Source organism: Brevundimonas sp. (assembly GCF_027487935.1).
Lineage (GTDB): Bacteria > Pseudomonadota > Alphaproteobacteria > Caulobacterales > Caulobacteraceae > Brevundimonas.
This window is the reverse complement of the sequence record NZ_JAIYCP010000010.1, coordinates 44,380-69,224: the sequence shown is the minus strand read 5'-3', so window position 1 is coordinate 69,224 and position 24,845 is coordinate 44,380. Positions and strand designations below refer to the sequence as shown.

At 66.7% G+C, this 24,845-nt stretch carries 29 protein-coding genes; 15 read left to right on the top strand and 14 right to left on the bottom strand.

Annotation, left to right across the window (positions count from 1 at the left end):
- Nucleotides 1–57: 57 nt before the first annotated feature.
- The 4 genes from Q0053_RS04330 to Q0053_RS04315 form a co-directional block, all read right to left on the bottom strand.
- Nucleotides 58–360 (bottom strand): hypothetical protein, encoded by a 303-nt coding sequence (locus tag Q0053_RS04330; protein ID WP_298096534.1) that lies wholly within the window; start codon nucleotides 358–360, stop codon nucleotides 58–60.
- A 191-nt stretch (nucleotides 361–551) separates the two neighbouring features.
- Entirely contained in the window at nucleotides 552–797 is a 246-nt protein-coding gene (locus Q0053_RS04325) for a hypothetical protein (protein WP_298096531.1), read from the bottom strand.
- Nucleotides 798–1,068: 271 nt separating this feature from the next.
- Complete coding sequence (motA, locus tag Q0053_RS04320; protein ID WP_298096524.1) at nucleotides 1,069–1,938, bottom strand: flagellar motor stator protein MotA; 870 nt, start codon at nucleotides 1,936–1,938, stop codon at nucleotides 1,069–1,071.
- A gap of 77 nt (nucleotides 1,939–2,015) precedes the next feature.
- Nucleotides 2,016–3,815: a long-chain-acyl-CoA synthetase gene (locus Q0053_RS04315; protein ID WP_298096522.1), complete on the bottom strand. Its 1,800-nt coding sequence runs from the start codon at nucleotides 3,813–3,815 to the stop codon at nucleotides 2,016–2,018.
- A 261-nt stretch (nucleotides 3,816–4,076) separates the two neighbouring features.
- Between Q0053_RS04315 and Q0053_RS04310 the strand changes: the two genes are divergently transcribed.
- Complete coding sequence (locus tag Q0053_RS04310; protein ID WP_298096519.1) at nucleotides 4,077–4,535, top strand: peptidase S1; 459 nt, start codon at nucleotides 4,077–4,079, stop codon at nucleotides 4,533–4,535.
- Nucleotides 4,536–4,629: 94 nt separating this feature from the next.
- On the opposite strand, the gene Q0053_RS04305 is transcribed toward Q0053_RS04310, so the two are convergent.
- Together Q0053_RS04305 and Q0053_RS04300 are read right to left on the bottom strand one after the other, a co-directional pair.
- Entirely contained in the window at nucleotides 4,630–5,946 is a 1,317-nt protein-coding gene (locus tag Q0053_RS04305) for a sorbosone dehydrogenase family protein (protein WP_298096516.1), read from the bottom strand.
- Nucleotides 5,947–5,968: 22 nt separating this feature from the next.
- Nucleotides 5,969–6,514: a lipocalin family protein gene (locus Q0053_RS04300; protein ID WP_298096513.1), complete on the bottom strand. Its 546-nt coding sequence runs from the start codon at nucleotides 6,512–6,514 to the stop codon at nucleotides 5,969–5,971.
- Nucleotides 6,515–6,740: 226 nt separating this feature from the next.
- Here Q0053_RS04300 and Q0053_RS04295 point away from each other — a divergent pair, with 226 nt between their 5' ends.
- The 3 genes from Q0053_RS04295 to Q0053_RS04285 all read left to right on the top strand — a co-directional run bounded on the left by Q0053_RS04295 (nucleotide 6,741) and on the right by Q0053_RS04285 (nucleotide 9,018).
- A complete protein-coding gene (locus Q0053_RS04295) occupies nucleotides 6,741–7,685 on the top strand; it encodes an ABC transporter ATP-binding protein (protein WP_298096510.1) in 945 nt (314 codons plus the stop codon).
- 2 nt (nucleotides 7,686–7,687) lie between these two features.
- Nucleotides 7,688–8,455, top strand: a complete 768-nt coding sequence (locus Q0053_RS04290; RefSeq protein WP_298096906.1) for an ABC transporter permease — start codon at nucleotides 7,688–7,690, stop codon at nucleotides 8,453–8,455.
- 239 nt (nucleotides 8,456–8,694) lie between these two features.
- Entirely contained in the window at nucleotides 8,695–9,018 is a 324-nt protein-coding gene (locus Q0053_RS04285; protein WP_298096507.1) for a hypothetical protein, read from the top strand.
- Between the two features lie 60 nt (nucleotides 9,019–9,078).
- On the opposite strand, the gene Q0053_RS04280 is transcribed toward Q0053_RS04285, so the two are convergent.
- From Q0053_RS04280 to Q0053_RS04270, 3 genes are all read right to left on the bottom strand, one after another.
- Nucleotides 9,079–9,468, bottom strand: a complete 390-nt coding sequence (locus Q0053_RS04280) for a hypothetical protein (protein WP_298096504.1) — start codon at nucleotides 9,466–9,468, stop codon at nucleotides 9,079–9,081.
- A gap of 190 nt (nucleotides 9,469–9,658) precedes the next feature.
- Nucleotides 9,659–9,898, bottom strand: coding sequence for a zinc-finger domain-containing protein (locus tag Q0053_RS04275; protein ID WP_298096502.1), 240 nt, complete (start codon nucleotides 9,896–9,898; stop codon nucleotides 9,659–9,661).
- A gap of 62 nt (nucleotides 9,899–9,960) precedes the next feature.
- Nucleotides 9,961–10,215 carry a hypothetical protein gene (locus Q0053_RS04270; protein WP_298096499.1) on the bottom strand — a complete coding sequence of 85 codons (255 nt, stop codon included), beginning with the start codon at nucleotides 10,213–10,215 and terminating at the stop codon, nucleotides 9,961–9,963.
- 165 nt (nucleotides 10,216–10,380) lie between these two features.
- Here Q0053_RS04270 and Q0053_RS04265 point away from each other — a divergent pair, with 165 nt between their 5' ends.
- Nucleotides 10,381–11,355, top strand: coding sequence for an ABC transporter ATP-binding protein (locus tag Q0053_RS04265; protein ID WP_298096496.1), 975 nt, complete (start codon nucleotides 10,381–10,383; stop codon nucleotides 11,353–11,355).
- 27 nt (nucleotides 11,356–11,382) lie between these two features.
- On the opposite strand, the gene Q0053_RS04260 is transcribed toward Q0053_RS04265, so the two are convergent.
- Both Q0053_RS04260 and Q0053_RS04255 read right to left on the bottom strand, forming a co-directional pair.
- Nucleotides 11,383–11,766 (bottom strand): Tat pathway signal protein, encoded by a 384-nt coding sequence (locus Q0053_RS04260; RefSeq protein ID WP_298096493.1) that lies wholly within the window; start codon nucleotides 11,764–11,766, stop codon nucleotides 11,383–11,385.
- A gap of 67 nt (nucleotides 11,767–11,833) precedes the next feature.
- A complete protein-coding gene (locus tag Q0053_RS04255) occupies nucleotides 11,834–13,165 on the bottom strand; it encodes an amidohydrolase family protein (RefSeq protein WP_298096491.1) in 1,332 nt (443 codons plus the stop codon).
- 161 nt (nucleotides 13,166–13,326) lie between these two features.
- Here Q0053_RS04255 and ahcY point away from each other — a divergent pair, with 161 nt between their 5' ends.
- Together ahcY and Q0053_RS04245 are read left to right on the top strand one after the other, a co-directional pair.
- The gene (gene ahcY / locus Q0053_RS04250) at nucleotides 13,327–14,718 is read left to right on the top strand and encodes an adenosylhomocysteinase (protein ID WP_298096488.1); all 1,392 of its coding nucleotides are present in this window, start codon (nucleotides 13,327–13,329) and stop codon (nucleotides 14,716–14,718) included.
- A 45-nt stretch (nucleotides 14,719–14,763) separates the two neighbouring features.
- The gene (locus Q0053_RS04245) at nucleotides 14,764–15,615 is read left to right on the top strand and encodes a M12 family metallopeptidase (protein ID WP_298096485.1); all 852 of its coding nucleotides are present in this window, start codon (nucleotides 14,764–14,766) and stop codon (nucleotides 15,613–15,615) included.
- A gap of 13 nt (nucleotides 15,616–15,628) precedes the next feature.
- Here Q0053_RS04245 and Q0053_RS04240 read toward each other — a convergent pair whose 3' ends face one another.
- Nucleotides 15,629–16,750: a hypothetical protein gene (locus tag Q0053_RS04240; RefSeq protein WP_298096482.1), complete on the bottom strand. Its 1,122-nt coding sequence runs from the start codon at nucleotides 16,748–16,750 to the stop codon at nucleotides 15,629–15,631.
- Between the two features lie 145 nt (nucleotides 16,751–16,895).
- On the opposite strand from Q0053_RS04240, the gene Q0053_RS04235 reads away from it, so the two are divergent.
- Both Q0053_RS04235 and Q0053_RS04230 read left to right on the top strand, forming a co-directional pair.
- Entirely contained in the window at nucleotides 16,896–17,102 is a 207-nt protein-coding gene (locus tag Q0053_RS04235) for a twin transmembrane helix small protein (protein ID WP_298096479.1), read from the top strand.
- A 20-nt stretch (nucleotides 17,103–17,122) separates the two neighbouring features.
- The gene (locus Q0053_RS04230; protein ID WP_298096477.1) at nucleotides 17,123–17,695 is read left to right on the top strand and encodes a cob(I)yrinic acid a,c-diamide adenosyltransferase; all 573 of its coding nucleotides are present in this window, start codon (nucleotides 17,123–17,125) and stop codon (nucleotides 17,693–17,695) included.
- Nucleotides 17,696–18,021: 326 nt separating this feature from the next.
- Here the strand turns inward: Q0053_RS04230 and Q0053_RS04225 are convergent, their stop codons facing one another.
- Complete coding sequence (locus Q0053_RS04225; RefSeq protein WP_298096474.1) at nucleotides 18,022–18,354, bottom strand: hypothetical protein; 333 nt, start codon at nucleotides 18,352–18,354, stop codon at nucleotides 18,022–18,024.
- A gap of 122 nt (nucleotides 18,355–18,476) precedes the next feature.
- Here Q0053_RS04225 and Q0053_RS04220 point away from each other — a divergent pair, with 122 nt between their 5' ends.
- From Q0053_RS04220 to arfB, 6 genes are all read left to right on the top strand, one after another.
- A complete protein-coding gene (locus Q0053_RS04220) occupies nucleotides 18,477–19,241 on the top strand; it encodes an electron transfer flavoprotein subunit beta/FixA family protein (RefSeq protein WP_298096471.1) in 765 nt (254 codons plus the stop codon).
- Nucleotides 19,241–20,170 (top strand): electron transfer flavoprotein subunit alpha/FixB family protein, encoded by a 930-nt coding sequence (locus Q0053_RS04215; RefSeq protein ID WP_298096468.1) that lies wholly within the window; start codon nucleotides 19,241–19,243, stop codon nucleotides 20,168–20,170. Before Q0053_RS04220 ends, Q0053_RS04215 begins: the two co-directional genes overlap by 1 nt.
- A gap of 297 nt (nucleotides 20,171–20,467) precedes the next feature.
- On the top strand, nucleotides 20,468–21,967 hold the full coding sequence (locus Q0053_RS04210) for an amidohydrolase (protein WP_298096465.1): 1,500 nt from the start codon (nucleotides 20,468–20,470) through the stop codon (nucleotides 21,965–21,967).
- Complete coding sequence (locus Q0053_RS04205; RefSeq protein WP_298096463.1) at nucleotides 21,967–23,322, top strand: amidohydrolase family protein; 1,356 nt, start codon at nucleotides 21,967–21,969, stop codon at nucleotides 23,320–23,322. The genes Q0053_RS04210 and Q0053_RS04205 overlap by 1 nt, the downstream gene beginning before the upstream one ends.
- Nucleotides 23,323–23,508: 186 nt before the next feature.
- Nucleotides 23,509–23,973 (top strand): YaiI/YqxD family protein, encoded by a 465-nt coding sequence (locus tag Q0053_RS04200; RefSeq protein ID WP_298096461.1) that lies wholly within the window; start codon nucleotides 23,509–23,511, stop codon nucleotides 23,971–23,973.
- Nucleotides 23,970–24,374 (top strand): alternative ribosome rescue aminoacyl-tRNA hydrolase ArfB, encoded by a 405-nt coding sequence (gene arfB, locus Q0053_RS04195; protein WP_292098127.1) that lies wholly within the window; start codon nucleotides 23,970–23,972, stop codon nucleotides 24,372–24,374. The genes Q0053_RS04200 and arfB overlap by 4 nt, the downstream gene beginning before the upstream one ends.
- Before the next feature lie 5 nt (nucleotides 24,375–24,379).
- Here the strand turns inward: arfB and Q0053_RS04190 are convergent, their stop codons facing one another.
- Nucleotides 24,380–24,823, bottom strand: a complete 444-nt coding sequence (locus Q0053_RS04190) for a hypothetical protein (protein WP_298096459.1) — start codon at nucleotides 24,821–24,823, stop codon at nucleotides 24,380–24,382.
- Nucleotides 24,824–24,845: the final 22 nt, after the last annotated feature.

The following is a 24,845-nucleotide window of genomic DNA, read 5'->3' as shown; positions in this document are numbered from 1 at the left end:
CCGAAGAGCGGCCCCTGTCCGTCGGCGCTAGCCGTTGGTCAGCTTTCGGTGCCGGGTCTAGTGGGCTGCCGCCGGAGCGGCCGGCGCAGCTGCTGCTGCGGGGGCCGGGGTGGCCGCCGCTGCGGCCGGAGCGGTGCCACCGGCGGCCGCGGGCGCGAGTTCCGCCGCGGCGGCGGCATCCGCAGCGGCCCTGGCGTCAGCTGCAGCCTGGTCGATGCTGGTGTTGGCGGCGGCCGGGTCGGCCACGCCGGCCGCCTCGGCGGCTTCGGTCGAGGCGCCTTCGGCCTTTTCCTCGGCCTTCTGGCAGGCGGACACGGTCAGAGCCGCGGCGGCGGCCACGATCAGGGCGGTGATACGCATCGGATGGCTCCTTTGAAATCGGTGGACGGGGACGTCCCGGGGCACTGGATAACGAGCGCCGGCGAACCCCTGCAAGTTAAATAGCGCCCATCTGCCGCGCGCTCCTGCGCACCGGACAAGGAAAAAGGGCCGCCCCTTTCGGGACGGCCCTTCCTTCATCAGGCCCGAAGGCCCGAATGATGTCGCTCGTATTAGTGAGCGGCGGCCGGGGCAGCGGCGTCGGCAGCCGGAGCGGCAGCGGCGTCGGCGGCCGGGGCGGCAGCGGCGTCGGCAGCCGGGGCAGCGGCGTCAGCAGCCGGGGCCATGGCGGCGTCGGCAGCCGGGGCTTCAGCAGCGGCGTCAGCGGCCGGAGCTTCTTCAGCCTTGTCGGCGGCGGGGGTGCAGGCGGCCAGGGCCAGAGCGGCGACCGAAGCGGCGACCAGAGCGGTGATGCGCATAGTTTTATTCCTTCAGAAGGGTCAAACGAGGTCATGAACTCCTCGCAGTTCCGGAGATAACGGGAACGTGAGCGAAAGCCAAGCCCAATTCTCACGTATTCGTGAACCGGTGTGATCGGCAGGGCGAAACAGCGACCGTATCGTCTTCGCGCCTGTCGCGCTTCCGGCGTGGGGGTCAGCGAATCTCGCGAGTCGCGAAGACTTCCCCCGTCCGGCGAATCGTTCCGGCTGATGCCGGGGCCGTCGCCGGATCAGACCCTATTCAGACCGGTCAGGCGTCCGTCGGCGCAGCGGACAGCGATTCTTCCATCTCGAGGAAGGACGGCTGGGCCGAGGAGGGAATGTCGCCGCGGCCGATTTCGACAGAGATCTGGGCGGCATTGCCGTGCAGATGGGCGACCAGCACCGACCGGATGATCTTGTAGTAGGCGCCCTCCTCATCAACGATCTGGGTCAGGCGCGCCGCCAGCGGACCCACCAGGCCATAGGCCAGGAAGACGCCCAGGAAGGTACCGACCAGGGCGCCGCCGATCATGCCGCCCAGCACCTCAGGCGGCTCGGTGATCGCCGCCATGGTCTTGATCACCCCCAGCACGGCCGCGACGATGCCCAGCGCCGGAAGGGCGTCGGCCATGTTCTGCAGCGCATGCGCCGGCCCGAGGGCCTCGTGGTGATGCTTCTCCAGCTGCTTTTCCATGACATCCTCGATCTGGTGAGGATCCTCGAGGTTCATGGTCATCATCCGCAGGGTGTCGCAGATGAAGTCGGTGGCGAAATGGTCCTTCAGCACCTTTGGATATTTCTGGAAGATGGTGCTGTCGCCCGGCTTTTCGATGTGGCTTTCGAGGGCGATGACACCCTTTGATTTCATCGTCTTCGTGAGCTGGAACAGCAGGCTCAGCAGGTCCTTGTAGTCCTGCTTCTTCCATTTGGGCCCGGCGAAGACCTTGCCCAGACCACCACCCACACCCTTGAGGGTCCCAACCGAGTTGGACATGACCAGCGCCGCCACCGCGGATCCGCCGATCATCATCATCTCATAGGGCAGGGAGTGCAGGATCACGCCCATCTTGCCGCCGGCGATAGTGTAACCGCCGAACACCATGCCGAACAGGAGGACAATGCCGATGATCTGGAACATGAAAAGCCGGGGCGTCCTGAGCGTGGGAGGCCCGCACCTTCGCTGTTATTGATTAAGGGGCGGTTGCGAACCGCGCCCTAGAAGCGGGTTTCGCCGTTCATGATCGCCGTGCGCGCCGCCTCGCTTAATCTGGCGTAGCCATTCTTTCCGCCCCGGACGTAGAGGGGACCGTCGATCCTGTCCGGATCAAACCCGTCTGCGACCAGATCGACCTTCTTGTATTTGAAGGTTCCGGTGGTGTCGGCCGCCTTGATCAGACGCACGAAGGCGGGGCGCGCATAGGCCGGCAGCTCCCGGTCGACCCAGTCGGCGAAAGGTTTGGCGGCGAAACGACCCTCGACGACCAGGGCGACCATGCCGGCCTTGCCCTCATGTCCCGGCACCGGAACACCATAGGCGATGACCTCTTTCACACCCGGCGCGTCGGTCAGCCGTTGTTCAACCTCGGCGGTCGAGACGTTCTCGCCCTTCCAGCGGTAGGTGTCGCCGATCCGGTCGATGAAATAGACATAGCCCTCGCTGTCCTGCTTCATCAGATCGCCGGTGCGAAACCAGCGGTCGCCGCGGACAAAGACGTCGCGCAGGATCTTCTTCTCCGAGGCCGCCTTGTCGGCATAGCCCGAATACGCGTGACGCGGATCGTCACCGATCCGGCCGATCGCCTCGCCGACCTCATTTGCCCTGACCAGCTGACACAGGCCGTCAGGGCCGCGAACCGGCTCCTCCGTCTCCAGGTCGAACCGGACAAGGCGGAAATTGATCTTGTTCTTCAGAAATCCCGGCACGCGGCCGATGGCGCCCGGCTTGCCGTCGAAATTGAACACCGAGACATTGCCCTCGGTCGAGCCGTAAAATTCGAAGATGTCCGGCACGGCAAACCGCTTCTGAAAGTCAGTCCAGACATCGGGCCTCAGACCGTTTCCGAAGGCCAGACGGAGCTTGTGCGACCGTTCGTCCGGGTTTTCGGGGCAGTTGACCAGATAGCGGCACAGCTCACCGATATAGACGAAAAGGGTGGCACCCGAGGCCTTTACGTCCGGCCAGAAATTCGTCGCCGAAAATCGTTTGCGCAGGACCAGCTGACCACCGTTCAACAGGGCCGGCCCCACGCCCACCAATCCGCCGGTCGCATGATAGAGGGGCAGGACGTTGAAGGTGACGTCCTTGCCCGTCGCGCCCGTCGCGCCTGCGAAGGCCCGCATATAGGTGCGCGCCCGGGCATGGGTGACCTTGGCGGCCTTTGGCAGGCCCGTGGTGCCGGAGGTGTAGATATAAAGGGCCGTATCGCGATTGGTCAGGCCCGCGCGGGCGGATCGGGCCGGGCGCACGGAAGAGCCGCTACGAACAGGCTTGTCGAGCCCACGCCGGGAATCCGCCTCGTCCTCATCACCCAGCCCCAGGACCCAGAGCATCAGGTTGCGCCCGGACAGGGCCCGTGCATCCTCGACGCGTTTCCAGCAATCCTCGTCCGACACCACCTGCGAGGCATTGGAAATGGAGAGGCAGTGGGCCAGGGCGTGGCCGGTCAGATTGGTGTTGATCAGGGCCGTAGCGACGCCGACCTTGGAAAACCCCAGCCAGGCGGCGATGTATTCGGCCCGGTTGAGCATCACCAGGGCGATGGTGTCCCCGCGCTTGAGCCGCCGACTCTGGGCCCAGTGGCCGAAGCGGTTGGCCATGGCGTCAAGCTCGCGATAGGTCACCGCGCGACGGTCGTCCCGGATCGCTATCCGCTCGCCAAACTGGTCAACGGCCTCTTCCCAGTCGTCACAGACCAGATCGGCACTGTCCAGCTCGACGGGCTTGATGCGCTTGAGCAGACGGCCCAGCCCCTTGGCGAAGCGCAGGTTGCGCTTGATGTTCGCCATCAGACCCATCGTCGTCATCGCTCCGCAGGCAGCCGCCCCTGTCCCGGTGATGAACAAGCCGCCCGTCCCGGTCAACCGGCAGGCGAATCACAGAAGCCTTTCCTTGCAAAAAGCCGCCGGTTTGTGCGTCGGCGTGGCGCCGATGCGGCGGTTCCGGGAGCGAACCCGCCGAAGTCTGACGGCCGCTTGTAGAACGCCACACGACAAGGCTTAATCACGCAACGCGGATTGGCGGCGCGGGGCCGGAACGATCCGGAGGGGACAAAACCGATGAAATATCTTCTGACTGCCGTCTGCGCCCTGGCGCTCGCCGGGCCCGTCGCGGCCCAGGACTTCAACGCCAGCCCGAACTATGGCGACATTTCCCTGGCACCCGGCTTTCAACCGGATCCGCATCTGGTCAGCCTGCGCGCCGGCGGCAGCATCAGCGCCACCAATGCCGGCAGCGGCTGCTCGGGCTATATCACCAACGCACCGGACTTCCGCTTCTACTGGAGCGGCAAGGGCTCGCTGAACATCATGATTTCGGTGCTTTCCCGAAGCGACACCACCCTGGTGGTGAACGGCCCGAACGGCGAATGGTACTGCGACGATGACTCGGGTGAAGACACCAACCCACTGGTCACCCTCGGATCAAATGCCGGTCGCTATGAAATCTGGGTCGGCACCTATGGCAGTGGCGATCCCCAACCGGCTGTCCTTTCGATCTCGGAAGTCGCCAGCTTCTGAAGCCGACCGCCCCGTTCCGGGCGGGCCTGAAACGGCAATACGGCTTAAGACAGACCCCGGCGGAGGGATCCGCCGGGGTTTTCATTGTTGATCGTCAGGCCGCAGGCGAGACCCGCCAGATCACATTGCCGACGTCGTCCGCCACCAGCAGCGCCCCCGCGCGGTCAAACTGCACACCGACCGGCCGGCCCATCGCCTGACCCTCTTCGTTGAGGAAGCCGGCCAGAAGGTCTTCCGGCAGCCCTGACGGAACCCCGCCCGCGAACGGCACAAAGATCACCCGATAGCCATTGCGCGGCGTGCGGTTCCAAGAGCCGTGCTGACCCACGAAGGCCCCGCCGCGATAACGGGCGGCAAACAGTCCGCCTTCGCCGAAGGTCAATCCCAGCGATGCCGTGTGCGCACCCAGGGCATAGTCGGGCCGCTGCGCCCGGGCGACCATCTCCGGATTGGCCGGTTCGACCCGCGCATCGACGATCTGGCCATAGTAGCTCCAGGGCCAGCCATAGAAGCCGTCCCGGGTCACCGAGGTCATGTAGTCGGGCACCAGATCATGGCCCAGTTCATCGCGCTCATTCACGGCGACCCAGAGCTTGCCGCTGTCCGGCTGCCAGGCCAGGCCGACGGGATTGCGCAGGCCGGACGCAAAGATGCGGCCCGCGCCGGTGGCGATGTCGATCTCATGGATGGCCGCGCGACCTTCCTCCTCGGCCATGCCGTGCTCGGCGATGTTCGAATTGGATCCCACGCCGACATACAGCCGCCGCCCGTCCGGGCTGGCGACCAGGCTCTTGGTCCAGTGGTGGTTCCGGCCCGCCGGCAAGGCCGCGAGCGTCCGCCCGGCCGCAGAAATCTGCGTCTGACCCGTCTGGTAGGGAAAGGCGACCACGGCGTCGGCATTGGCGACGTAAAGGGTCTGCCCGACCAGCGCCATGCCGAAGGGTGACCGCAGGTTTTCAAGAAACACCGTCCGCGTCTCGGCTTCGCCGTCCCCGTCGGCGTCACGCAGCAGGGTGATGCGGTCCGCGCTGGGGGCCCGGGCTCCCGCCCGTTTCATGACCAGCCCCTCAATCCAGCCCCGAAGCCCTCCCGACCGGCCCTCCGGCTTCGGCGGTGCATTGGATTCGGCGACCAGGATGTCGCCGTTGGGCAGGCGATAGAGCCAGCGCGGATGATCCAGTCCGGAAGCGAACGCCTGCACCCGGAAGCCTCGGGCCGGCGTCGGCATACGCCCCTGTGGCCACCCCACGGCCTCGGCCACATTGACCCGCGGGAACAGCGACAGCTGGGGCGGCGGAAGGGTCGGGTTCGGGCCAAAGCCTGCCGCGGGATCCAGCGCCTCCCGGCCTCCGCAGCCCGCGAGCGCAAACGCCAGCAGGGAGGCGGCAAGGAAGACTCTCGGACGGATCATGGGACGGCCTTGAAGGAGCGGATCAGAACTCGGGGAATTCCAGACGGCTGACGTCATAACCCAGCGCCGCCGCGCGCGCGACGAGGGCCTCGCGTTCCGCCGCATCCGGAACTTCGCGCGTATAGATCCAGAGCTTCTCGAACGTCGGATCAGCCGAGATAAACCAGCTGTAGTCATCCGCACGATCCAGCACCCAGTAGTCCCAGGTGATCAGGCCACCGACGTAGCGCACCCGCAGCTTGGCGTTCATGCCCGGATCCAGCACCTCTCCCCGGCCCCCGATCGCCTTCTCACGGCCCTGCGGCGTATCCACCTGGCAGGTGTCGCGAACATCCACCCGGGTCGGATTGACCACGACATAGTTGGTGGCACCGGCCACGCATCCGTCCGTCAGGCTCATCGGCAAGCGCGCGATCTCCAGCCAGCGACCCGAATAGAAGCGATCCAGATCAACGGCCCGGGTCGGTGCCGGCGCGCGGACGTCATCGGGCCCGGGGGCTGTGACGCATGCCGACAACGGCAGGGCTGCCGTGACAACCAGGGCGGCGGCGAGGTTTCTCATCTGCATGGGGCGGTCTCCGACAGGGGGTTCAACGGGCAGTTACGGTAACGGTTCCGGACGGACGCGTCGGCTGGGCGGATTCCGGTCGCACGACCATCCGAGCGGGCGGACGCGCAACCTGTATAGCGGAAAACAGGCCGGAGGCGATGAGACCCGCCCGGGTCCCCCCTATCGGCGGCCCTTGAGGTGCGACACCCGGACGCATATCTGCCGTCATCTCGGGAGGGCGCTTATGCAGCCGGTTGTTTCCATCCAGGGTCTGACCAAGACCTACAAATCGGGGCTGCAGGCCCTGAAGACCACAGACCTGACCATCGGCAAGGGCGAGATCTTCGCCCTGCTGGGGCCCAATGGCGCAGGCAAGACGACGCTGATCTCCATCGTCTGCGGCATCGTCAACCCGACGACCGGCACGGTCGTTGCCGACGGCCATGACATCCGCAAGGACTATCGGGCGGCGCGGTCGAAGATCGGCCTTGTGCCCCAGGAGCTGACCACGGACGCCTTCGAAACCGTTCTGGCCACGGTGACCTTCAGCCGCGGCCTGTTCGGCAAGGCTCCGGACCCGGGACACATCGAAAAGACGCTGCGTGACCTGTCGCTCTGGGACAAGCGCAACGACAGGATCATGACCCTGTCCGGCGGGATGAAGCGCCGGGTGATGATCGCCAAGGCCCTGAGCCACGAGCCCGACATCCTGTTCCTGGATGAGCCGACCGCAGGGGTCGATGTCGAGCTGCGCCGCGACATGTGGAACCTGGTCCGCAGTCTGCGCGACAAGGGCGTCACCATCATCCTGACCACCCACTATATCGAGGAGGCCGAAGAGATGGCCGACCGGGTCGGGGTGATCCTGAAGGGCGAGCTGATCCTCGTCGAACAGACCGCGGCCCTGATGAAGAAGCTGGGCCGGAAGACCCTGACGCTGAACCTGCAGGAGCCCCTGGCCGCGATCCCGCCGGAACTGGCCGAATGGTCGCCGACGCTCAGGGCGGACGGCAATGAGCTGGAATACGTCTTCGACTCCAACCTCGAAAACACGGGTGTGCCGTCCCTGCTGCGCAGGCTTTCGGACCTCGGCATCGCCTTCAAGGACCTGCACACCAGCCAGAGCTCGCTGGAGGACATCTTCGTCAGCCTCGTTCACGGCGACCGGACGACGGGAGCGGCGGCATGAGCATGACCTTCAACGGTTACGGCGTCTGGGCCATCTACCGGTTCGAGATGGCGCGCGCCCTGCGGACCGTCTGGCAGTCCCTGGTCACGCCGGTGATCACCACATCCCTGTATTTCGTCGTCTTCGGCTCGGCGATCGGCAGCCGGATGACCGAGATCGACGGCGTCGCCTACGGCGCCTTCATCGTGCCCGGCCTGATCATGCTCAGCCTGTTCACCCAGTCGATCTTCAACGCCTCCTTCGGCATCTATTTCCCGAAATTCACCGGCACCATCTACGAGCTGCTGTCCGCCCCGGTGAGTCCGTTCGAGATCGTCCTCGCCTATGTCGGCGCGGCAGCGACAAAATCGGCGGTACTGGGACTGATCATCCTGGCCACGGCAGCCCTGTTCGTCCCCTTGCGGATCCTGCATCCGCTCGAAATGCTGGCCTTCCTGATCCTGGTCGCGACCACCTTCAGTCTCTTCGGCTTCATTATCGGCATCTGGGCCAACGGCTTTGAACAGCTGCAGATGGTTCCCATGCTGGTGGTCACACCCCTGACCTTCCTCGGCGGCTCATTCTATTCGATCGACATGCTGCCCCCGGTCTGGCGCACCATCACCCTGTTCAATCCGGTGGTCTATCTGATCTCGGGCTTCCGCTGGACCTTCTATGGATCCGGCGATGTCGGTATCGGGATCAGCCTCGCCGCGACCCTGGGCTTTCTGCTCGTCTGTCTGGCCATCGTCGGCTGGATGTTCCGCACCGGCTACCGGCTGAAAAACTGAGGGCCCCGGCGTCGGGTTCCGCCATGCGCCGGATTGACGAACCGCTTGGCCCCCCTGTGCATTTGATGTAGCGCGCCGGGACCGACCCGGGAGTTTTGATGCCCACCGACACTGACAAGCCGCTCAACGGCACCCCGCAGCCCTTTCGCAGACCCGTGGTCTGGGGTCGTCCCCCCGCGACCGTGTTCCGCGTCGGCCCGCTTCCCCGAAGCGGCGTCCCCCAGCCCGGACCGGCGCCGATGCAGCTTTCGCCAGGAGTCCTGAGCGGCTCGTTGATTCCCGGCGCGGCCCGGACCGCTGCCACCGCCTCGCCCGGTCTGACCGCGGCTCCTGTCCCGGCGGTCGAGCCGAACCCTGGGACCCCGCCGGAGCCGGTTCTCCCGACCGCGCCGGCGCAACCGGTTGCGGTCACAGCGGACCCCGTCACGCACCCCGCGCCGCCCGTCGACGCCGGACCTGGGCCCGGACCGGTCAACCGGACCCTGCTCTATGCCGGAATCGCCCTTGCAGCGCTGACGGTGTTCGCGTTGGGTGGATGGCTGCTGGCCCGGGCCGCCGGCTGACAGGCCGGTTGCCGCCCCCGGTGCTGCGACCGAAATCACCTTCCGGTTTGCGACCCGGCCTCAGCTTGTCTGATAGCGGACTGTAAGATAGCCGCGCTCAACCATCCGGCGCAGGGCCTCATAGGCCTCGCCCAGCTCTTCATAGGCGTTCCGCGCCGCGGCCAGTCGTGCGATCTGGTCTGGGGTCGATGGAGCGCCTGATTCCGACTGACGCAGGCTTTCAACGGCCCATTTCGCCCGGGCCGTCGCCGTCAGCACGGCCAGCTTCTGAAACATGGCCGCATCCACTTTCGGGATCATCTGGCCGATGACCTCGCGATTGGCGACGAAGGCCGAATAGTCAATCTGCTCGAGCAGGCCGCGCAGGCGCCGCTGGTCTTGCGGGTCGGTATCCTGCGGCTCGAAATGGTCGCGTGGGCGGCGATAGCTGGACGTCTGGATGGTCGACATGGCGAGTCTTCCGGTAAGTTACCCGGTCGAGGTTGCACCGTGTCGATTAACGAGGGGTTGCGGCCGGGGTCACCCTGCGGCCTTCCCAATTGTCGCACCTGAAAGGCGACGGACCTGAACAAGGCCGTCCGGGTCTATGCCGCGCCCGGGTCTGGCTGCCCCACGGGCGTCCGGGTCGGCTGAAGCCGGGTCAGTGGGCTTCCGGAGGCCGGGCGGCAGGGCTGTGGTAGTCAGCCCCGGACTTCGGATGGGGGTCCAGCACAAAGCGGCGGTCGCAATAGCCGCATTCGACGAAATCATCCCCGCCCATGTCCATATAGACCAGCGGATGCCCGAGGGCGCCGCCGCCGCCGTCGCAGGCGACCCGCTTCGTGGAGACCAGAATGGCCTCGGGCGGAGGAATGATCGCATCGGCGTGGCGCGGCGGCATGGGCGACCCTGACTGGTGGCGGCGGCTGGTGGCCGACTCCCTAGAAGCCCCGCCGCCTGTCGTCAAACCGTCTGCGATTTCCGGCGGAAGACCCGGTCAAGGAAGGCCTTGCGCTTGCGGAACAGGGACCAGCCCAGGGAGGCGGCGGCGACCCAGAGCCCGATCTCGCCGATCACCGCTGCGGGACCGCCGATCAGAAGCAGGTCGCGCCTGGAGATTTCGCCCGTCAGGTTCAGGACCACCACGGCGGTGAACACACCATAGCCGAGCAGGCAAAAGGCGAAGGCCGTCCAGCCGATCATTTTCGTACGCGCCACAGGTCGATCTCCGTCAAGCAAGCTATCCATAATGACAAGCTTACTAGACATCTTGCCGAAGAATGTCAAGCACCATTGACAACAAATTGCATCCTGCACCGCAACCGCCCTTGGCGGCGCCGGACAGCGGGCCTACCTAGGCCGCTCACCCACCGAAAGCCGCCGATGTCTGAAGCCGCCGCCCTGCCCGTCAACGCCATCGAGGTCCGGGGGCTGGAAAAGACCTATGCGGGCTCGAAAAAGGCCCCGCCCAAGGTTGCGCTGCGCGGCGTCGATCTGGTCATTCCGCGCGGCTCGATGTTCGGCCTGCTGGGCCCCAACGGTGCCGGCAAGTCGACCCTGATCAACATCCTGGCCGGCGTGGTCAACAAGACCGGCGGCACCGCCGAAATCTGGGGCCGCGATATCGACAGACAGCCGCGCGACGCCCGCGCCGCCCTCGGTGTCGTTCCTCAGGAGATCGTCGCCGACGTCTTCTTCACCCCGCGCGAGTCGCTGGAGGTCCAGGCCGGCTTCTACGGTGTTCCCGCCGGTGAACGCCACTCGGACGAGCTGCTGGAAGCGCTCGGCCTCAGCGACAAGGCCCACGCCTATGTTCGCGCCCTGTCCGGCGGGATGAAGCGTCGCCTGATGGTGGCCAAGGCCCTGGTCCACAATCCGCCCATCCTGATCCTCGACGAGCCGACCGCAGGCGTGGATGTCGAGCTGCGCCGCCAGCTCTGGGAATACGTCCGCCGCCTCAATGCCGAGGGCGTGACCATCCTGCTGACCACCCACTATCTGGAAGAGGCGCAGGAGCTCTGCGACACCATCGCCATCATGAACCGCGGCGAGGTCGTGGCCTGTGAGCCGACCCCGCAGCTGTTGCGCCGGCTGGACACGCGGAACGTCGTGGTGACGCCCGAGAGCCCCCTGAAGGCCCTGCCGAAGCTCAAGGGCTTCGAGGCCGTCGCCCGGCCCAACGGGGCCTTTGCTGTCACCTACAGGAAGGGCCAGTCCTCGGTGGAGCAGGTGCTGGCCGCCGTGCGGGCAGCAGGCGTGACCATCGCCGATATCGTCACCGAGGACCCGGATCTGGAAGACGTCTTCCTGGCCCTGACCTATGGCGATGACCGTCAGGTCAGTCCGACGAAGGACTGAAGGAACAGGGCAGGCGCCCCCTTACCCCTAGCTGAGCATCACGGTCCCGATGAGCAGCCGCGCGCCGGGCCGCCCCATCACCGTATTGGTCGCCGCCTGAAGCTGGGCCACCAGACGTTCCACATCCGGTGGCGCGCCGGGCCGGATGACATTCGCCGACTGCTGCACCGCCACCGCAAAGGCAGCCCGAAGCCGCGGCATGGACTGGGCGACCCGGACACGCAGGGCGGCGTCGGGCGTATCGATCCCCGTCTCGACCGTCATCATGCCCCGGCGTCCACCCGTGCGGACGACATTGGCGGTGATGGTCGGCATAGCCAGATAGGTGGACTGCGCGGCAGCCGCGCCACCGCCGCCGCCACTGACCCTGAGCGGGCGGGTCTTCAATCCGAGAAGGGCGCGTCGATCCATAGGCCGACCATAGCGGAAGGCGCTTAAGGGTCGGTTACGCCGCCGCCTCCGCCCGCCAAGCCACCCCCTACTCCTCGTCGCGATAGACCCGGCCGTCGCGCATGACGAAGTCCATCGACGTCAGCGCCGATACATCCGTCAGCGGGTCACCATCGACCGCAATGATGTCGGCGCGCTTGCCGGGTTCCAGCGTCCCGATCTCGGCTGACAATCCCAGCAGGTCCGCGGCGTTCACCGTCGCCGCCTCAATGGCCGTCATCGGCGTCATGCCGTTGGCGACCATCAGGGCGAACTCATCAGCGTTGCGGCCGTGTTTCGAGACACCCGCATCGGTGCCGAAGGCGATGCGAACACCGGCCGGCACGGCCCTTCGCAGCGACTGGCCGGTGATCGAGATCCGCCACTGGATCTTGGGCATGACCTCCGGCGGATAGGCGTTCGGATCGGCGGCCAGCCTTTCGAGATAGCCGTTCACCGTCGACAGGGTCGGCACATAATAGGCCCCCGACTGCCGAAACAGCCGCAGGGTCTCGTCGTCGAAGATGGTCCCGTGCTCGATCGAATCGGCACCCAGCCGCAGCGCCATATTGATCCCGTCCGCGCCATGGGCATGGACCGCGACCTTGAGGCCATAGAGGTGGGCGGTCTCGATCAGGGCCCGCGCCTCGTCCTCGAACATCTGGGCCCCCAGACCGGCACCGATCCGGCTGTTGACCCCGCCGGTAGTGGCGATCTTGATCACCCGGGCACCGCGCCCGACCTGGATGCGCACGGCCTCGCGGCAGCTCTCCACGCCGTTGCAGACATTGTCGTGGGCAATGGTCTCGCGGAAATCGTCATTGAAGCCCAGCCGCCCGTCCATATGACCGGAGGTCGTCGAGATGCTGTTGCCCGAGTCGATGATGCGCGGACCGGGCAGTCGGTGGGCGGCGGTCTCGTCCGCGAGGGCCAGGGTCACCCCGCCCTCGTCGCCGAGGTTCCGCACCGTGGTAAAGCCGGCCATCAGCGTCTTCTCGGCGTTCTCGGCCGCCCGAAAGGCATGCGCCGGCAGGTTCTCGGTGACGCCGGACAGGAAGCCGGCCTGGCCGCCGAGGTCCGAGACCAGATGCACATGGCTGTCGATCAGGCCCGGCAGCACGAACCGCTCGCGCTGATCGATCACAGTCGCGCCCGGGAAGGCCGAGGCGTCGACGAAGCCGTCGCGAATCTCGACAATCCGCCCGTCCTGCACCACCACGGTCGAGGGGCCGCGCGGTGCCTGTCCCGGTCGATCCAGAAGCCGTCCGGCCTGGACCAGGGTCACCGGGCCGGCCGCGCTGCCCGCCTGCGCCTGCGCCGTCACCGGTGCCGCCAGCGCGAGAACCGCCGCAACCGCTGCGCTCGCCGTCAATCTGTGCATGATACCTCTCCCGAACCGAGCCCTATGTTGAGCGCACCTGAGCGCCACACGCCAGAGCCTGTCGGCACCCAAACACATAAAGACATCCTTATGGGTTTCTTGCCCCGGCCCCGGGACCGGTCTATAGGCCGCCGCAACACCTTGCCGGAAAGCCTCGCCTCATGACCGACTATATCGTCCGCGACATTTCGCTTGCCCCGTTCGGCAACAAGGAAATCGCCATCGCCGAAACCGAAATGCCGGGCCTGATGGCGCTGCGCGAAGAGTTCGGTCCGCAGCAGATCCTCAAGGGCGCCCGCATCGCCGGCTCGCTGCACATGACCATCCAGACCGCCGTGCTGATCCAGACGCTGGAAGCCCTGGGCGCCGAGGTCCGCTGGGCTTCCTGCAACATCTTCTCAACCCAGGACCACGCCGCTGCGGCCATCGCGGCCAACGGCACCCCCGTCTTCGCCACCAAGGGCGAGACCCTGGAAGAATACTGGGACTATGCCCACCGGATCTTCGAATGGGCCGACGGCGGCTATCCCAACCTGATCCTCGACGACGGCGGCGACGCCACCCTTCTGTGCGTCCTCGGCCCCAAGGCCGAGAAGGACCTGTCCCTGCTGTCGGACCCGCAGAATGAGGAGGAGGAAGCCCTCTTCAAGGTCATGAAGCGCTACATCGCCGAAAAGCCCGGCTTCTATTCGGCCATTCGCGACGCCATCGGCGGCGTGTCGGAAGAGACCACCACCGGCGTCCACCGCCTGTATGAAATGGCGAAGAAGGGCGACCTGCCCTTCCCCGCCATCAACGTCAACGACAGCGTCACCAAGTCCAAGTTCGACAACCTCTACGGCTGCCGTGAATCCCTGGTCGACGCGATCCGTCGCGGCACCGACGTCATGCTGTCGGGCAAGGTCGCCGTGGTCTGCGGCTATGGCGATGTCGGCAAGGGCTCGGCCGCCTCGCTGCGCCAGGGCGGCGCCCGGGTGAAGGTGACCGAGGTCGATCCGATCTGCGCCCTGCAGGCAGCCATGGAAGGCTATGAGGTCGTCACCGTCGAGGACGTGGCCCACGAGGCCGACATCTTCGTCACCGCCACCGGCAACAAGGACGTCCTGACCGTCGACCACATGCGGGCGATGAAGAACAACGCCATCGTCTGCAATATCGGCCATTTCGATTCCGAGATTCAGGTCGCCGGCCTGAAGAATTTCAAATGGGACGAGATCAAGCCCCAGGTCCACCACGTCGAATTTCCGGACGGCAAGAAGATCATCCTGCTGTCCGAGGGCCGTCTGGTGAACCTGGGCAATGCCACGGGCCACCCCTCATTCGTGATGTCGGCGTCCTTCACCAACCAGACGCTGGCCCAGATCGAACTCTGGACCAACGCCAAATCCTACGACAACCAGGTCTATGTCCTGCCCAAACACCTCGACGAAAAGGTCGCCATGCTCCACCTCGCCAAGCTGGGCGCGAAGCTGACGACCCTGTCGAAGGAACAGGCCGACTATATCTCGGTCCCCACGGCGGGACCGTTCAAGCCGGACCACTACCGCTACTAGGCCGTGGCCTGTTAGGCTTCTCCCGGCGGGGTTCCGGGAGCGAGAATGATCTGGATCAGCAAACGGCGGCTGCAGGTTGTCGCCGCGCTTGTCGCCGGGCTGACGGCAGCGAGCCCGTCGACGGCAGGCGTGGTCCAGCGGAACACGGGCCTGTGGCCCGACGGCCAGGTTCGTTACAGCTTTGGGCCGGGCGTCACAGCCGCGGACCAGGCCGCGGTGCGGCTGGCCATGCAGTCATGGACCGCGGCCGGTGCCCCGGTCCGGTTTGTGACTGCGACCTCCGGCCCACGGCTGATCATTCTGCGGCACCAGTCCGACGACGGTGCCAACCGGTGCCGCGCCACCGTCGGGCGCGGGGCCATCGACCGGCCGCCGCCGCGCGGTGCCTTTGAGCGGCCATCAGGGACCGGCGCGCCACCGACGGCCCGAAGCTTCCTCATCCTCAGCGGGCCCTGCCGTCACCGGGTTCTGGTCCATGAGATCGGCCATGTCCTCGGGCTGGACCATGAGCATGAGCGCAGCGATCGGGCCCGATGGCTCAACGTCGGCCGCCTGCCCGCACCGGCCGGAACGGGGCCCACCGCCCTCGCCGAACGCGAGGCCCTCTGGCAGCGAAACTACTCCGTCCGCCTCGAGGTCCCCGTCACGGACCCCCGCGGCGCAGCCGACGGGGTCGGAACGACGCCCCGGCTGCTGTTCACCCGTCAGTATGACCCCTGTTCGGTGATGCACTATCTCGAGGACCCGATACATCGTCGGCGAGGGGTGGATCTGGCCTTCACAGCGGCTGCGCGCGCCGAGGCCCGGCGGCGGGAATGTTCACTGGGAGGCTCCGGTGGCCGGATATCCGAACTGGACGTCGCCGTCCTGACCCGGGCTTACGCCATGAGCCGATGACTGCGAGATTCGCTCAGGCCGCCCAGCGGGAGGCGGATCTGCCGGCCTGCCCGGCCGCAAGACCGGCCTCGAAATCCATGAAGATGTCGATCAGTTCATCGACCGCCACCCCCGAGGACCCGGAGCTGAACCGGAACCGCCAGAAGCTTACGATGTGCTGGATGGCCCCGAGCTGGTCGCCCAGCTTGGAAAACAACTGCGGCGATTCCAGGAGGAACTCCCGGAAAGAAGCCGGCCGGTTTTTGTCCGTCAGCCCGGCAAAGGCCGTATCGTAAATCGCAAGGGTGCGTTCCGCCTCATTGCAGGTCTCGATGATCCGGTCATGCAGCACGCTCCTGCCCCGCTCCAGCCAGGTCCGGGATTCCCGATCCACCTTCCCGACCGGACGCACGGACTTGACGGCATCGGCGACGCCGAAGGCCTCGACCCTCAGGCTGGTCAGGACCCATTTGTAGTAGAGGAAACCCTTCCAGCAGAAGATGCCGTCTTCATATTCCTCCAGCTCCAGACGAAGGGTCGTGCGCAGGGCCTCCATATGGTCGGTCGGGCGGTTCGACATGATCTTGGCCGCAAGGCGCCGGGTGGAACCCACGGACTCAAGATCGGGGCCGAGGGACAGGGTCACCAGCGGTCGGATCTCTTTCTGAACGAAACTCGACATGCGTTCGAGGTCGGAATCGCTGATCGAGAAATAGCAGAACGCGGGATCCACCCCGCCCCGCCTCAACTGTTCGCGCAGAAGGAACGGGTCCAGCGATGGCAGCCGGTCCAACAGGGCGAGCGTCTTCATGTCCGGATGACTGGGGGAGAGTCCGAACGCCTCCCGCATGACCCGCTCATAGTCGCGCTGACCGACGAAGAGGTAACGCCCCCCTGCCTTGAGGTCGCGGGAATCCAGGGGAATGATCACCTTCGTTGCCACCTGCCGTCGCAGGTAGAATGAGTCCACCTCGTCCCGCCGCAGCCGGTGCTTCATGATCAGGGAGCGGTTCAGCGCCATTGTCTGGAACACGGGCCGCTCCGCCCATTCGGACTCATGGCCGTGGTCCAGCCAGACTCTGAGCAGGTTCAGGACACGAGCCGTGGAGGCAGAGCGCCGCAGATGGGCCAGATTGCGGATCGTGCGGTCGGTCATGGACACCCTCGGGGAGCGCCAACGAACCACGGAAAAATGACCATCGACCTAGCCGAAAGGATGACCGAAAGCTTAACGGCCAGGGCGGGCGACCTGTGGCACCGACGCACTGGTCTCGCCCGGCGACCCGGCCTAGATTGCGGACATGGGCAACCTGATCAACATCCTCATCCTCATCGCAATCCTGGCCGTCGCCGTCACCCTCGGGTTCGGCCTCTGGTCCCTTCACAGGGGCAGTGACGCGGATCGGTCGCGTTCCAACAAGCTCATGCGACTGCGCGTGGGACTGCAGGCGGTGGCGGTCGTGCTGCTGTGCGTCGGCATGTGGTGGAAATCCACGCATGCCGGTTAGACCCGCGGGACGCTGAGCCCATGGTCGTCCTGAACCGCATCTATACGAAGACCGGCGATGGCGGGCAGACCCGTCTGGCGTCGGGTGAAACGGTTTCCAAAAGCGACCGCCGCGTCGAGGCCTATGGTGCCGTCGACGAGCTGAACAGCGTCCTGGGCCTGGCCCGGCTGCATTCCGGCCAGAACGACCGCATCGACGCCATGCTGGGGCGGATCCAGAACGAATTGTTCGACCTCGGCGCAGACCTTGCCACCCCGCTGGACCCACCGCCCAAATGGGAGGCACTGCGGATCATCGACAGCCAGGTCGATCGGCTTGAGTCCGAGATCGACTGGATGAACGAAAGTCTCAAGGAACTGGACAGCTTCATCCTGCCCGGCGGCTCCGCCCTGTCGGCCCATCTGCATCTGGCCCGTACCGTGGCCCGCCGGGCCGAACGCGAGGCGGTGCGACTGGTCGAAACCGGCGCGGCGGTGACCCCTGCGGCGATCCGCTACCTGAACCGCCTGTCCGACCACCTGTTCGTCGCCGCCCGCCGCGCCAACGCCAACGGCGCGGACGACGTGAAGTGGAAACCGGGCGCGACCCGATAGGGCGAGCCGACGCCGCCTGCGAACCTCCTTCGGCGAGTGCAGGTTCATCACGAAGGGCACGAAGGAATTCACAAAGGACACCAAGGGTCCTGTGGGTCTGAAACAGACGCGCTTCACCCGCGGGAGGCGAACGCGCCGGACCTCGATCAAGTCAAATGCGGCAAAGCCGCGATCGAATTGGTCGCGGAGGAAGACGCGAATTTGAACCCATCACCGGTCTCTTCGTGTCCTTCGTGAATTCCTTCGTGCCCTTTGTGATGAAACATCCGGCGGTCAGCACCTCGGCACAGCAGAGACCGACAGCCCATTGATCCCGATGCCCCGGACTACTGCGCCGCCAGGGCCGCGCGCTGGCGGTCGGCGTCCGCGTCACGGGCGCGCTTCTGGGCCGCGAGCGAATCCTCGATCGCCACCAGTTCGCGGTTCTTCTCCGCCGAGGCTGCGGCGCGTTCACCGGGATTGGGACGGCCCGTGATCTCGGCGATCGAGATCGGCTGGGCACAGACCCTGCTTTCGGGATCCCACCATTTGCCGCCCGCCTCGCAGCGGTCGCCCGGAGCCACGACCAGCCGCTCATAGGCGAACATGCCGGCCAGTAGGACCGCGAAGATGGACAGGAACAGGATGCTGAGCCGTTTCATGGACAGGAGGCGATGCATGGGGGCGTTCCAAAGCTTTGAGAGGCGGACGTTTCTGTCCGTTGACGCGGCGTTACGTTGACAGGCGGGGTGAGGCGTACCATTCCCTCACCCAACATTCCGGCGCTTTCGTGGATAGCACAATGAAGGTTCTCGTCCCCGTCAAACGGGTGATCGACTACAACGTCAAGGCTCGCGTCAAGGCGGACCAGACCGGTGTCGATCTGGCCAACGTCAAGATGAGCATGAATCCGTTCGACGAGATCGCCGTCGAGGAGGCTGTGCGCATGAAGGAGGGCAAGGAGCACCATGCCGCCGGAACCGCCACCGAGATCGTGGTCGTCTCCATCGGCGTGACCCAGGCCCAGGAAACCATCCGCACCGCCCTGGCCATGGGCGCGGATCGCGGCCTGCTGATCCAGTCGGACGCCGACCTCGAGCCCCTGGCCGTCGCCAAACTGCTCAAGGCCGTGGTTGATGAGGAGAAGCCGGACCTCGTCCTGCTCGGCAAACAGTCGATCGACGGCGACAACAATGCGGTCGGCCAGATGCTGGCCGCCCTGCTGGACTGGCCCCAGGCCACCTTCGCCGGCAAGATCGTGATCGGCGGCGGCAAGGCCACCGTGACCCGTGAGGTCGACGGCGGCCTTCAGACCCTGGCCGCGACCCTGCCCGCCGTGGTCTCGGTCGATCTGCGCCTCAACACCCCGCGCTATGCCTCCCTGCCCAACATCATGAAGGCCAAGAAGAAGGAGATCGCGGTCAAGGCGGTCGCCGACTACGGCGCCGATATCGCGCCGCGCCTGACGGTGAAGAAGGTCACGGCCCCGCCGACCCGCTCGGCCGGGATCAAGGTGGCCGATGCCGCCGAACTGGTTTCCAAACTCAAGACCGCGGGGGTCCTGTAATGGCCGTTCTCGTTATCGCCGATCGCGACGGCGACACCGTCCGCGACACCACCCACAAGACCGTCACCGCCGCCCTGAAGCTGTCGGGCGACGTCGACATCCTGGTCATCGGCCAGGGCTCGAAGGCGGCCGCCGAGGCCGCCGCGAAGATCGCCGGCGTGCGCAAGGTGTTGCTCGCCGAGAGCGGGGCCTTGAGCCACCAGCTGGCCGAGGCGGTCACCGCCACCGTCGTCGGCCTGGCCGGCAGCTATGACGCCATCCTTTCGCCGGCCACCACCGACGGCAAGAATTTCATGCCGCGGATCGCCGCCAGTCTCGATGTCGCCCCGATCTCGGACGTCATCGAGGTCGTCTCCAACGACACCTTCGTGCGTCCGATCTACGCCGGCAACGCCCTTGAGACCGTCCAGTCGTCGGACGGCAAGAAGGTCATCACCGTCCGCCCGACCAGCTTCGACGCGGCGGGCGAGGGCGGCTCGGCCAAGGTCGAGACCATCGCGGGCGCTGACGGCGGCAAGGCCACCTTCGTCAGCGAGGAGATGGTCAAGTCGGACCGTCCGGAACTGGGCGCGGCGAAGATCGTCGTCTCGGGCGGCCGGGCGATGGGCTCGGCCGAGGAATTCCAGGCCGTCATGGACCCGCTGGCCGACCGCCTCGGCGCCGCCGTGGGTGCCTCGCGCGCCGCCGTCGACGCCGGCTACGCCCCCAACGACTACCAGGTCGGCCAGACCGGCAAGGTCGTCGCCCCGGCCCTCTACATCGCCATCGGCATCTCGGGTGCCATCCAGCACCTGGCCGGGATGAAGGACTCCAAGGTCATCGTCGCCATCAACAAGGACGCCGACGCCCCGATCTTCCAGGTCGCGGACTACGGCATCGTCGGCGACTACAAGACCGTGGTGCCGGAGCTGATGGCCGCACTGGGGTAGGGACCAAACCCCTTGTCATCCCGGACGCCGCAAAGCGGCGATCCGGGACGGCAACCAACACTCACTTCGCCCTGCCGAAAGCGGCGGCAGACGCTATCCGGGGGACAGGTCCGGCCCCGCGCGGCGGCCAGTCGCGGACCAAGCTGATCGAGGTCGCCGGTCTGTCCGAACCCGAACGGAAAGCCCACCTTACCGATCTGTAATGTTTCCGGCTTTGACGGAACCCGTCGAACGCCTTTGTAATCCCTCCCGACTTGCGCCCCATCCTTCACGCCGGGCGCATCCGGGGAGCCTTCGATGAGACGTCAAAGCCTGCGGGGCTCAAGCCTCGCCACTCTCGCCTGTGTGCTGGCGGGTTCACTGGCCCTGTCGGCCTGCGCCACCCTCGCGGGCGACGCCGCCCCCCCTGCGGCCGACGACGCGTCGGATGCGGAGGCGCGCACGCCGCTGGCACGAGGTCTGGACGTCGCGGACGTCCCCGATCCCTTCCCCTCGACCTATCGCGGCCTGCCGCGCGAGAACATGGCCATCGTCGGCGGCACGGTCTTCACCGGCGCCGGCCAGAAGATCGAGAACGGCGTGGTCATCGTCACCGACGGCAAGGTCGCCGCCGTGGGCGGTGCCTCAACGCCGGTGCCCGCCGGCTATCGCATCGTCGACGCCCGCGGCCGGTTCGTGACCCCCGGCATCATCGACGTCCACAGCCACCTCGGCGTCTATCCCTCGCCCGGCGTGGCCGGAATGAGCGACGGCAACGAAGCCACCAGCCCCAACACCGCCCAGGTCTGGGCCGAACATTCGATCTGGCCCCAGGATCCCGGCTTCAACACCGCCCGCGCCGGCGGCATCACCACCCTTCAGGTCCTGCCCGGCTCGGCCAATCTGTTCGGCGGTCGCGGCGTGACATTGCGCAACGTCCCCTCGGTGACCATGCAGGGCATGAAGATGCCCGGCGCCCCCTACGGTCTGAAGATGGCCTGTGGCGAGAACCCCAGCCGCGTCTACGGCGGCCGCAACAGCTCGCCCGCCACCGGCATGGGCAATGTCGCCGGCTATCGCGCCGCCTTCATCGCCGCCCGGGACTACAAGGCCAAATGGGACAAATGGCGCGAGGACGGGGAGGGCTCGCCCCCGACCCGCAACCTGCAGCTCGAGACCCTGGCCGGGGTTCTGGACGGCACCGTCCTGGTCCAGAACCACTGCTACCGCGCCGACGAAATGGCGGTGATGATCGATATCGCCAATGAGTTCGGCTATGAGATCACCGCCTTCCACCACGCCGTCGAGGCCTACAAGATCGCGCCCCTGCTGGCCCGCGAAGGCATCTGCGCCGACATGTGGACCGGCTGGTGGGGCTTCAAGATGGAGGCCCTCGACGCGGTCGAGGCCAATGCCGCCCTGGTCGACGCCCCCGAAGGCTCCTGCGCCGTCATCCATTCCGACGACGCCGAACTGACCCAGCGCCTGAACCAGGAGGCCGCCGCCGCCCTGGCCGCCGGTCGCCGCATCGGCATGAACATCAGCGAGGAGCGGGCGATCAGCTGGATCACCCTCAACCCGGCCCGCTCGCTCGGCATCGCCGACCAGACCGGCTCGCTCGAGACCGGCAAACGCGCCGATGTCGTGATCTGGAGCGCCAATCCGTTCAGCGTCTATGCCCGCGCCGACCAGGTCTTCATCGACGGAGCCCTGACCTTCGACCGCACCAACCCGGCCTATCAACCGCTGTCGGACTTCGAACTGGGCCAGCCCGGTTTCGGCCTGCCCGCCGCCAACGTCCTGCAGGGAGCCCGCTGATGCGCCTCAAGAGCCTCATCCTCGGCGCCGTCTGCGCCCTCGCCCTGACCAGCCCCGCCTCCGCCCAGTCCCTGACGGCCATCACCGGCGGTCGGGTCCTGACCGGAACCTCGGTGATCGAGAACGGCACGGTCGTGATCCAGAACGGTCGGGTCGTCTCGGTCGGGACCGGTGCCGCCCCTGCGGGGGCCCGCATCATCGACGCCCGCGGCAAGGTGGTCTCGCCCGGCTTCGTCGCGGTCGACAGCGGCCTCGGCGGGTCTGAGATCTCCTCCGTCAACGGCTCGGACGACCTGTCCAACGGGGCCAACACCATCAGTGCCTCGTTCGATGTCAGCTACGGCCTCGACCCCTGGTCCTTCACCCTGCCGGTGGCCCGCCTCGGCGGCATCACCCGCGCCATCGTCGTCCCGACCCATGCCGGCGGCGGCGGTGGCAGTGGCGGTCATGCCCATGACGACTCCGATTTCGCCGGCGTCGGTCACGGCGGCCTGCAGTCACCCGGCCTGTTCGCCGGCCAGGCGGCCATCATCCATCTGGCGGCCGGGACCGACATCCTGGTCAAGCCGCGCGTGGCCATGATCGCCCCGTTCGGCGAAGCGGGGGCCGGTATCGCCGGCGGGGCTCGCGGGGCCCAGTTCACCCAGTTCAAGGAAACCCTGGCCGAGGTCCGTCTCTTCGCCCGCAACCGCGCCGCCTATGACCGCGCCGGCCTGCGCGACCTCAGCCTGTCCCGCGCCGACCTGGAGGCCCTGATCCCGGTCGCCAACGGTTCGATGCCGCTGATCGTCACCGTGCGCCGTGCGGCCGATATCCAGCAGGTCCTGCGCCTCGCCCGCGAGGAGGGTGTGAAGATCATTCTCGATGGAGCCGAGGAAGCCTGGCTGGTCGCCGACCAGATCGCGGCGGCCAATGTGCCGGTCCTCCTGAACCCCATCTCCAACCTGCCCGGCAGCCTCGAAACCCGGGCGGCGCGGATGCAGAACGCGGCCGTTCTCGACGCGGCCGGTGTGGTCATCGCCATCAAGGGCAATGACGGCTCCCACCGGGTTCGCGAGACCCGCTACAATGCCGGCAACGCCGTCTCGCACGGCCTGCCCTATGACGCCGCCATCGAGGCCATCACCGTCAATCCGGCGAAGATCTTCGGCATGGCGGGCCAGTTCGGCGAACTGCGCGCCGGGGCGGCCGCCGATGTGGTGATCTGGTCCGGCGATCCGCTGGAACCGCTCAGCAATGCCGAGACCATCTTCATCGGCGGCGCCGAACAGGCCCCGACCAGCCGCCAATTCCTGCTCCGCGACCGCTATGCGTCCGGTGGCGAAGGGGCGATGCCGCCGGCTTACACGAGGTAAGGGCTTAGGGCTTAGGGCTTAGGGCTTAGGGCTTAGGGCTTAGGGCTTGGGGCTTGGGGCTTGGGGCTTGGGGGCCGAGGTTTTACGGGCTGGGCTTGCGGGGGTATGAGCACCAGCTTCCCTAATCCCTAATCCCTAATCCCCAATCCCTAATCCCCACACCCCACACCCCACACCCCACCCCCCATGCCCCCCTCCCCCCGCCTCTTCATCGACGCCGACGCCTGTCCGGTGAAGGACGAGGTCTATCGCGTGGCGGCGCGTTACGGCCTGCATGTGTTCGTGGTCTCCAACAGCTGGATCAACACGCCGCGCGAAAAATGGATCGAACAGGTCGTCGTCGACGCCGGGCCTGACATTGCCGACGACTGGATCGCCGAACGGGCAGGCAAGGGCGACATCGTGATCACCGCCGACATCCCCCTGGCCGACCGCTGCCTCAAGGCCGGGGCCCAGGCGCTGAAGTCCAACGGCCAGCCCTTCACCCCGGACTCCATCGGCTCGGCCCTGGCCGGGCGGATGGTCGGCGAGCATCTGCGCTCCATGGGCGTGGCCACCTCCGGCCCGCCGCCGTTCGGACCGAAGGATCGCTCGGCCTTCCTGCAGGCGCTGGATCAGGCCGTGGTCCGTGCCAAACGGGTGGTTCGGTGACGGTAATCCCCGAGAGCGAGCTGGAGTTCCGCTTCTTCCGCGCCGGCGGACCGGGGGGCCAGAACGTCAACAAGGTCTCGACGGCGGTCCAGATGCGGTTCGACGCCCGCAACTCGCCGTCCCTGACCGAGCCGGTGCGGGCACGGCTCATGAAACTGGCGGGCAGCCGGCTGACGCTGGACGGCGTGATCCTGATCACCGCCGTCCGCTATCGCACCCAGGAGCGCAACCGGGCCGATGCGATCGAGCGGCTGCAGGGGTTGGTCGACAAGGCCTCGATCGCCCCGGTCTATCGCGTGCCGACAAAGCCCACCCGCGCCTCGAAGGAGCGGCGGCTGGAGGGCAAGGCGAAACGGTCCACGATCAAGAGCGGCCGCGGACGACCGGGCAGCGACGACTGACGTCCCTACGCCGCCGGGCGGAAGAGCAGGGCGGCGACCTTGCCGGCTTCATTGAAGCCGATGACCCACTCGGTCGCGGCATTGGCGAAGATCACGGCGAATAGGTCCGCGCCATTCTGGCTGCTGACGAAATCAACGGCCTGGACGGGGCCGAAGCCGGCGATCAGGGGCTGGATGGTCGCCTCCTGCTCACGCACACGGGCGGCGAGGTCATCGCTCATCAGGGCATAGTCGATCGTACCGGCCTGGGCGCCGGCGATGATGTCGCGCAGCACGGCCTCGGCCTGGGGATTGGCGGGCGCAGGGGCGGCCGGGACAGCGGCCGGGGGCGCAGTCTGGGCGACCCGGACAGGGCCGTCGAAACTGTTGGGCATCGAAGCAGCCGCAACCTGGGCCTGGGCCCCGGCCGGAAGCAACAGCAGGGCAGCGGCGATCAAAAGCGGCTTCATGGGGTCGTCTCCGGTTCGGAGA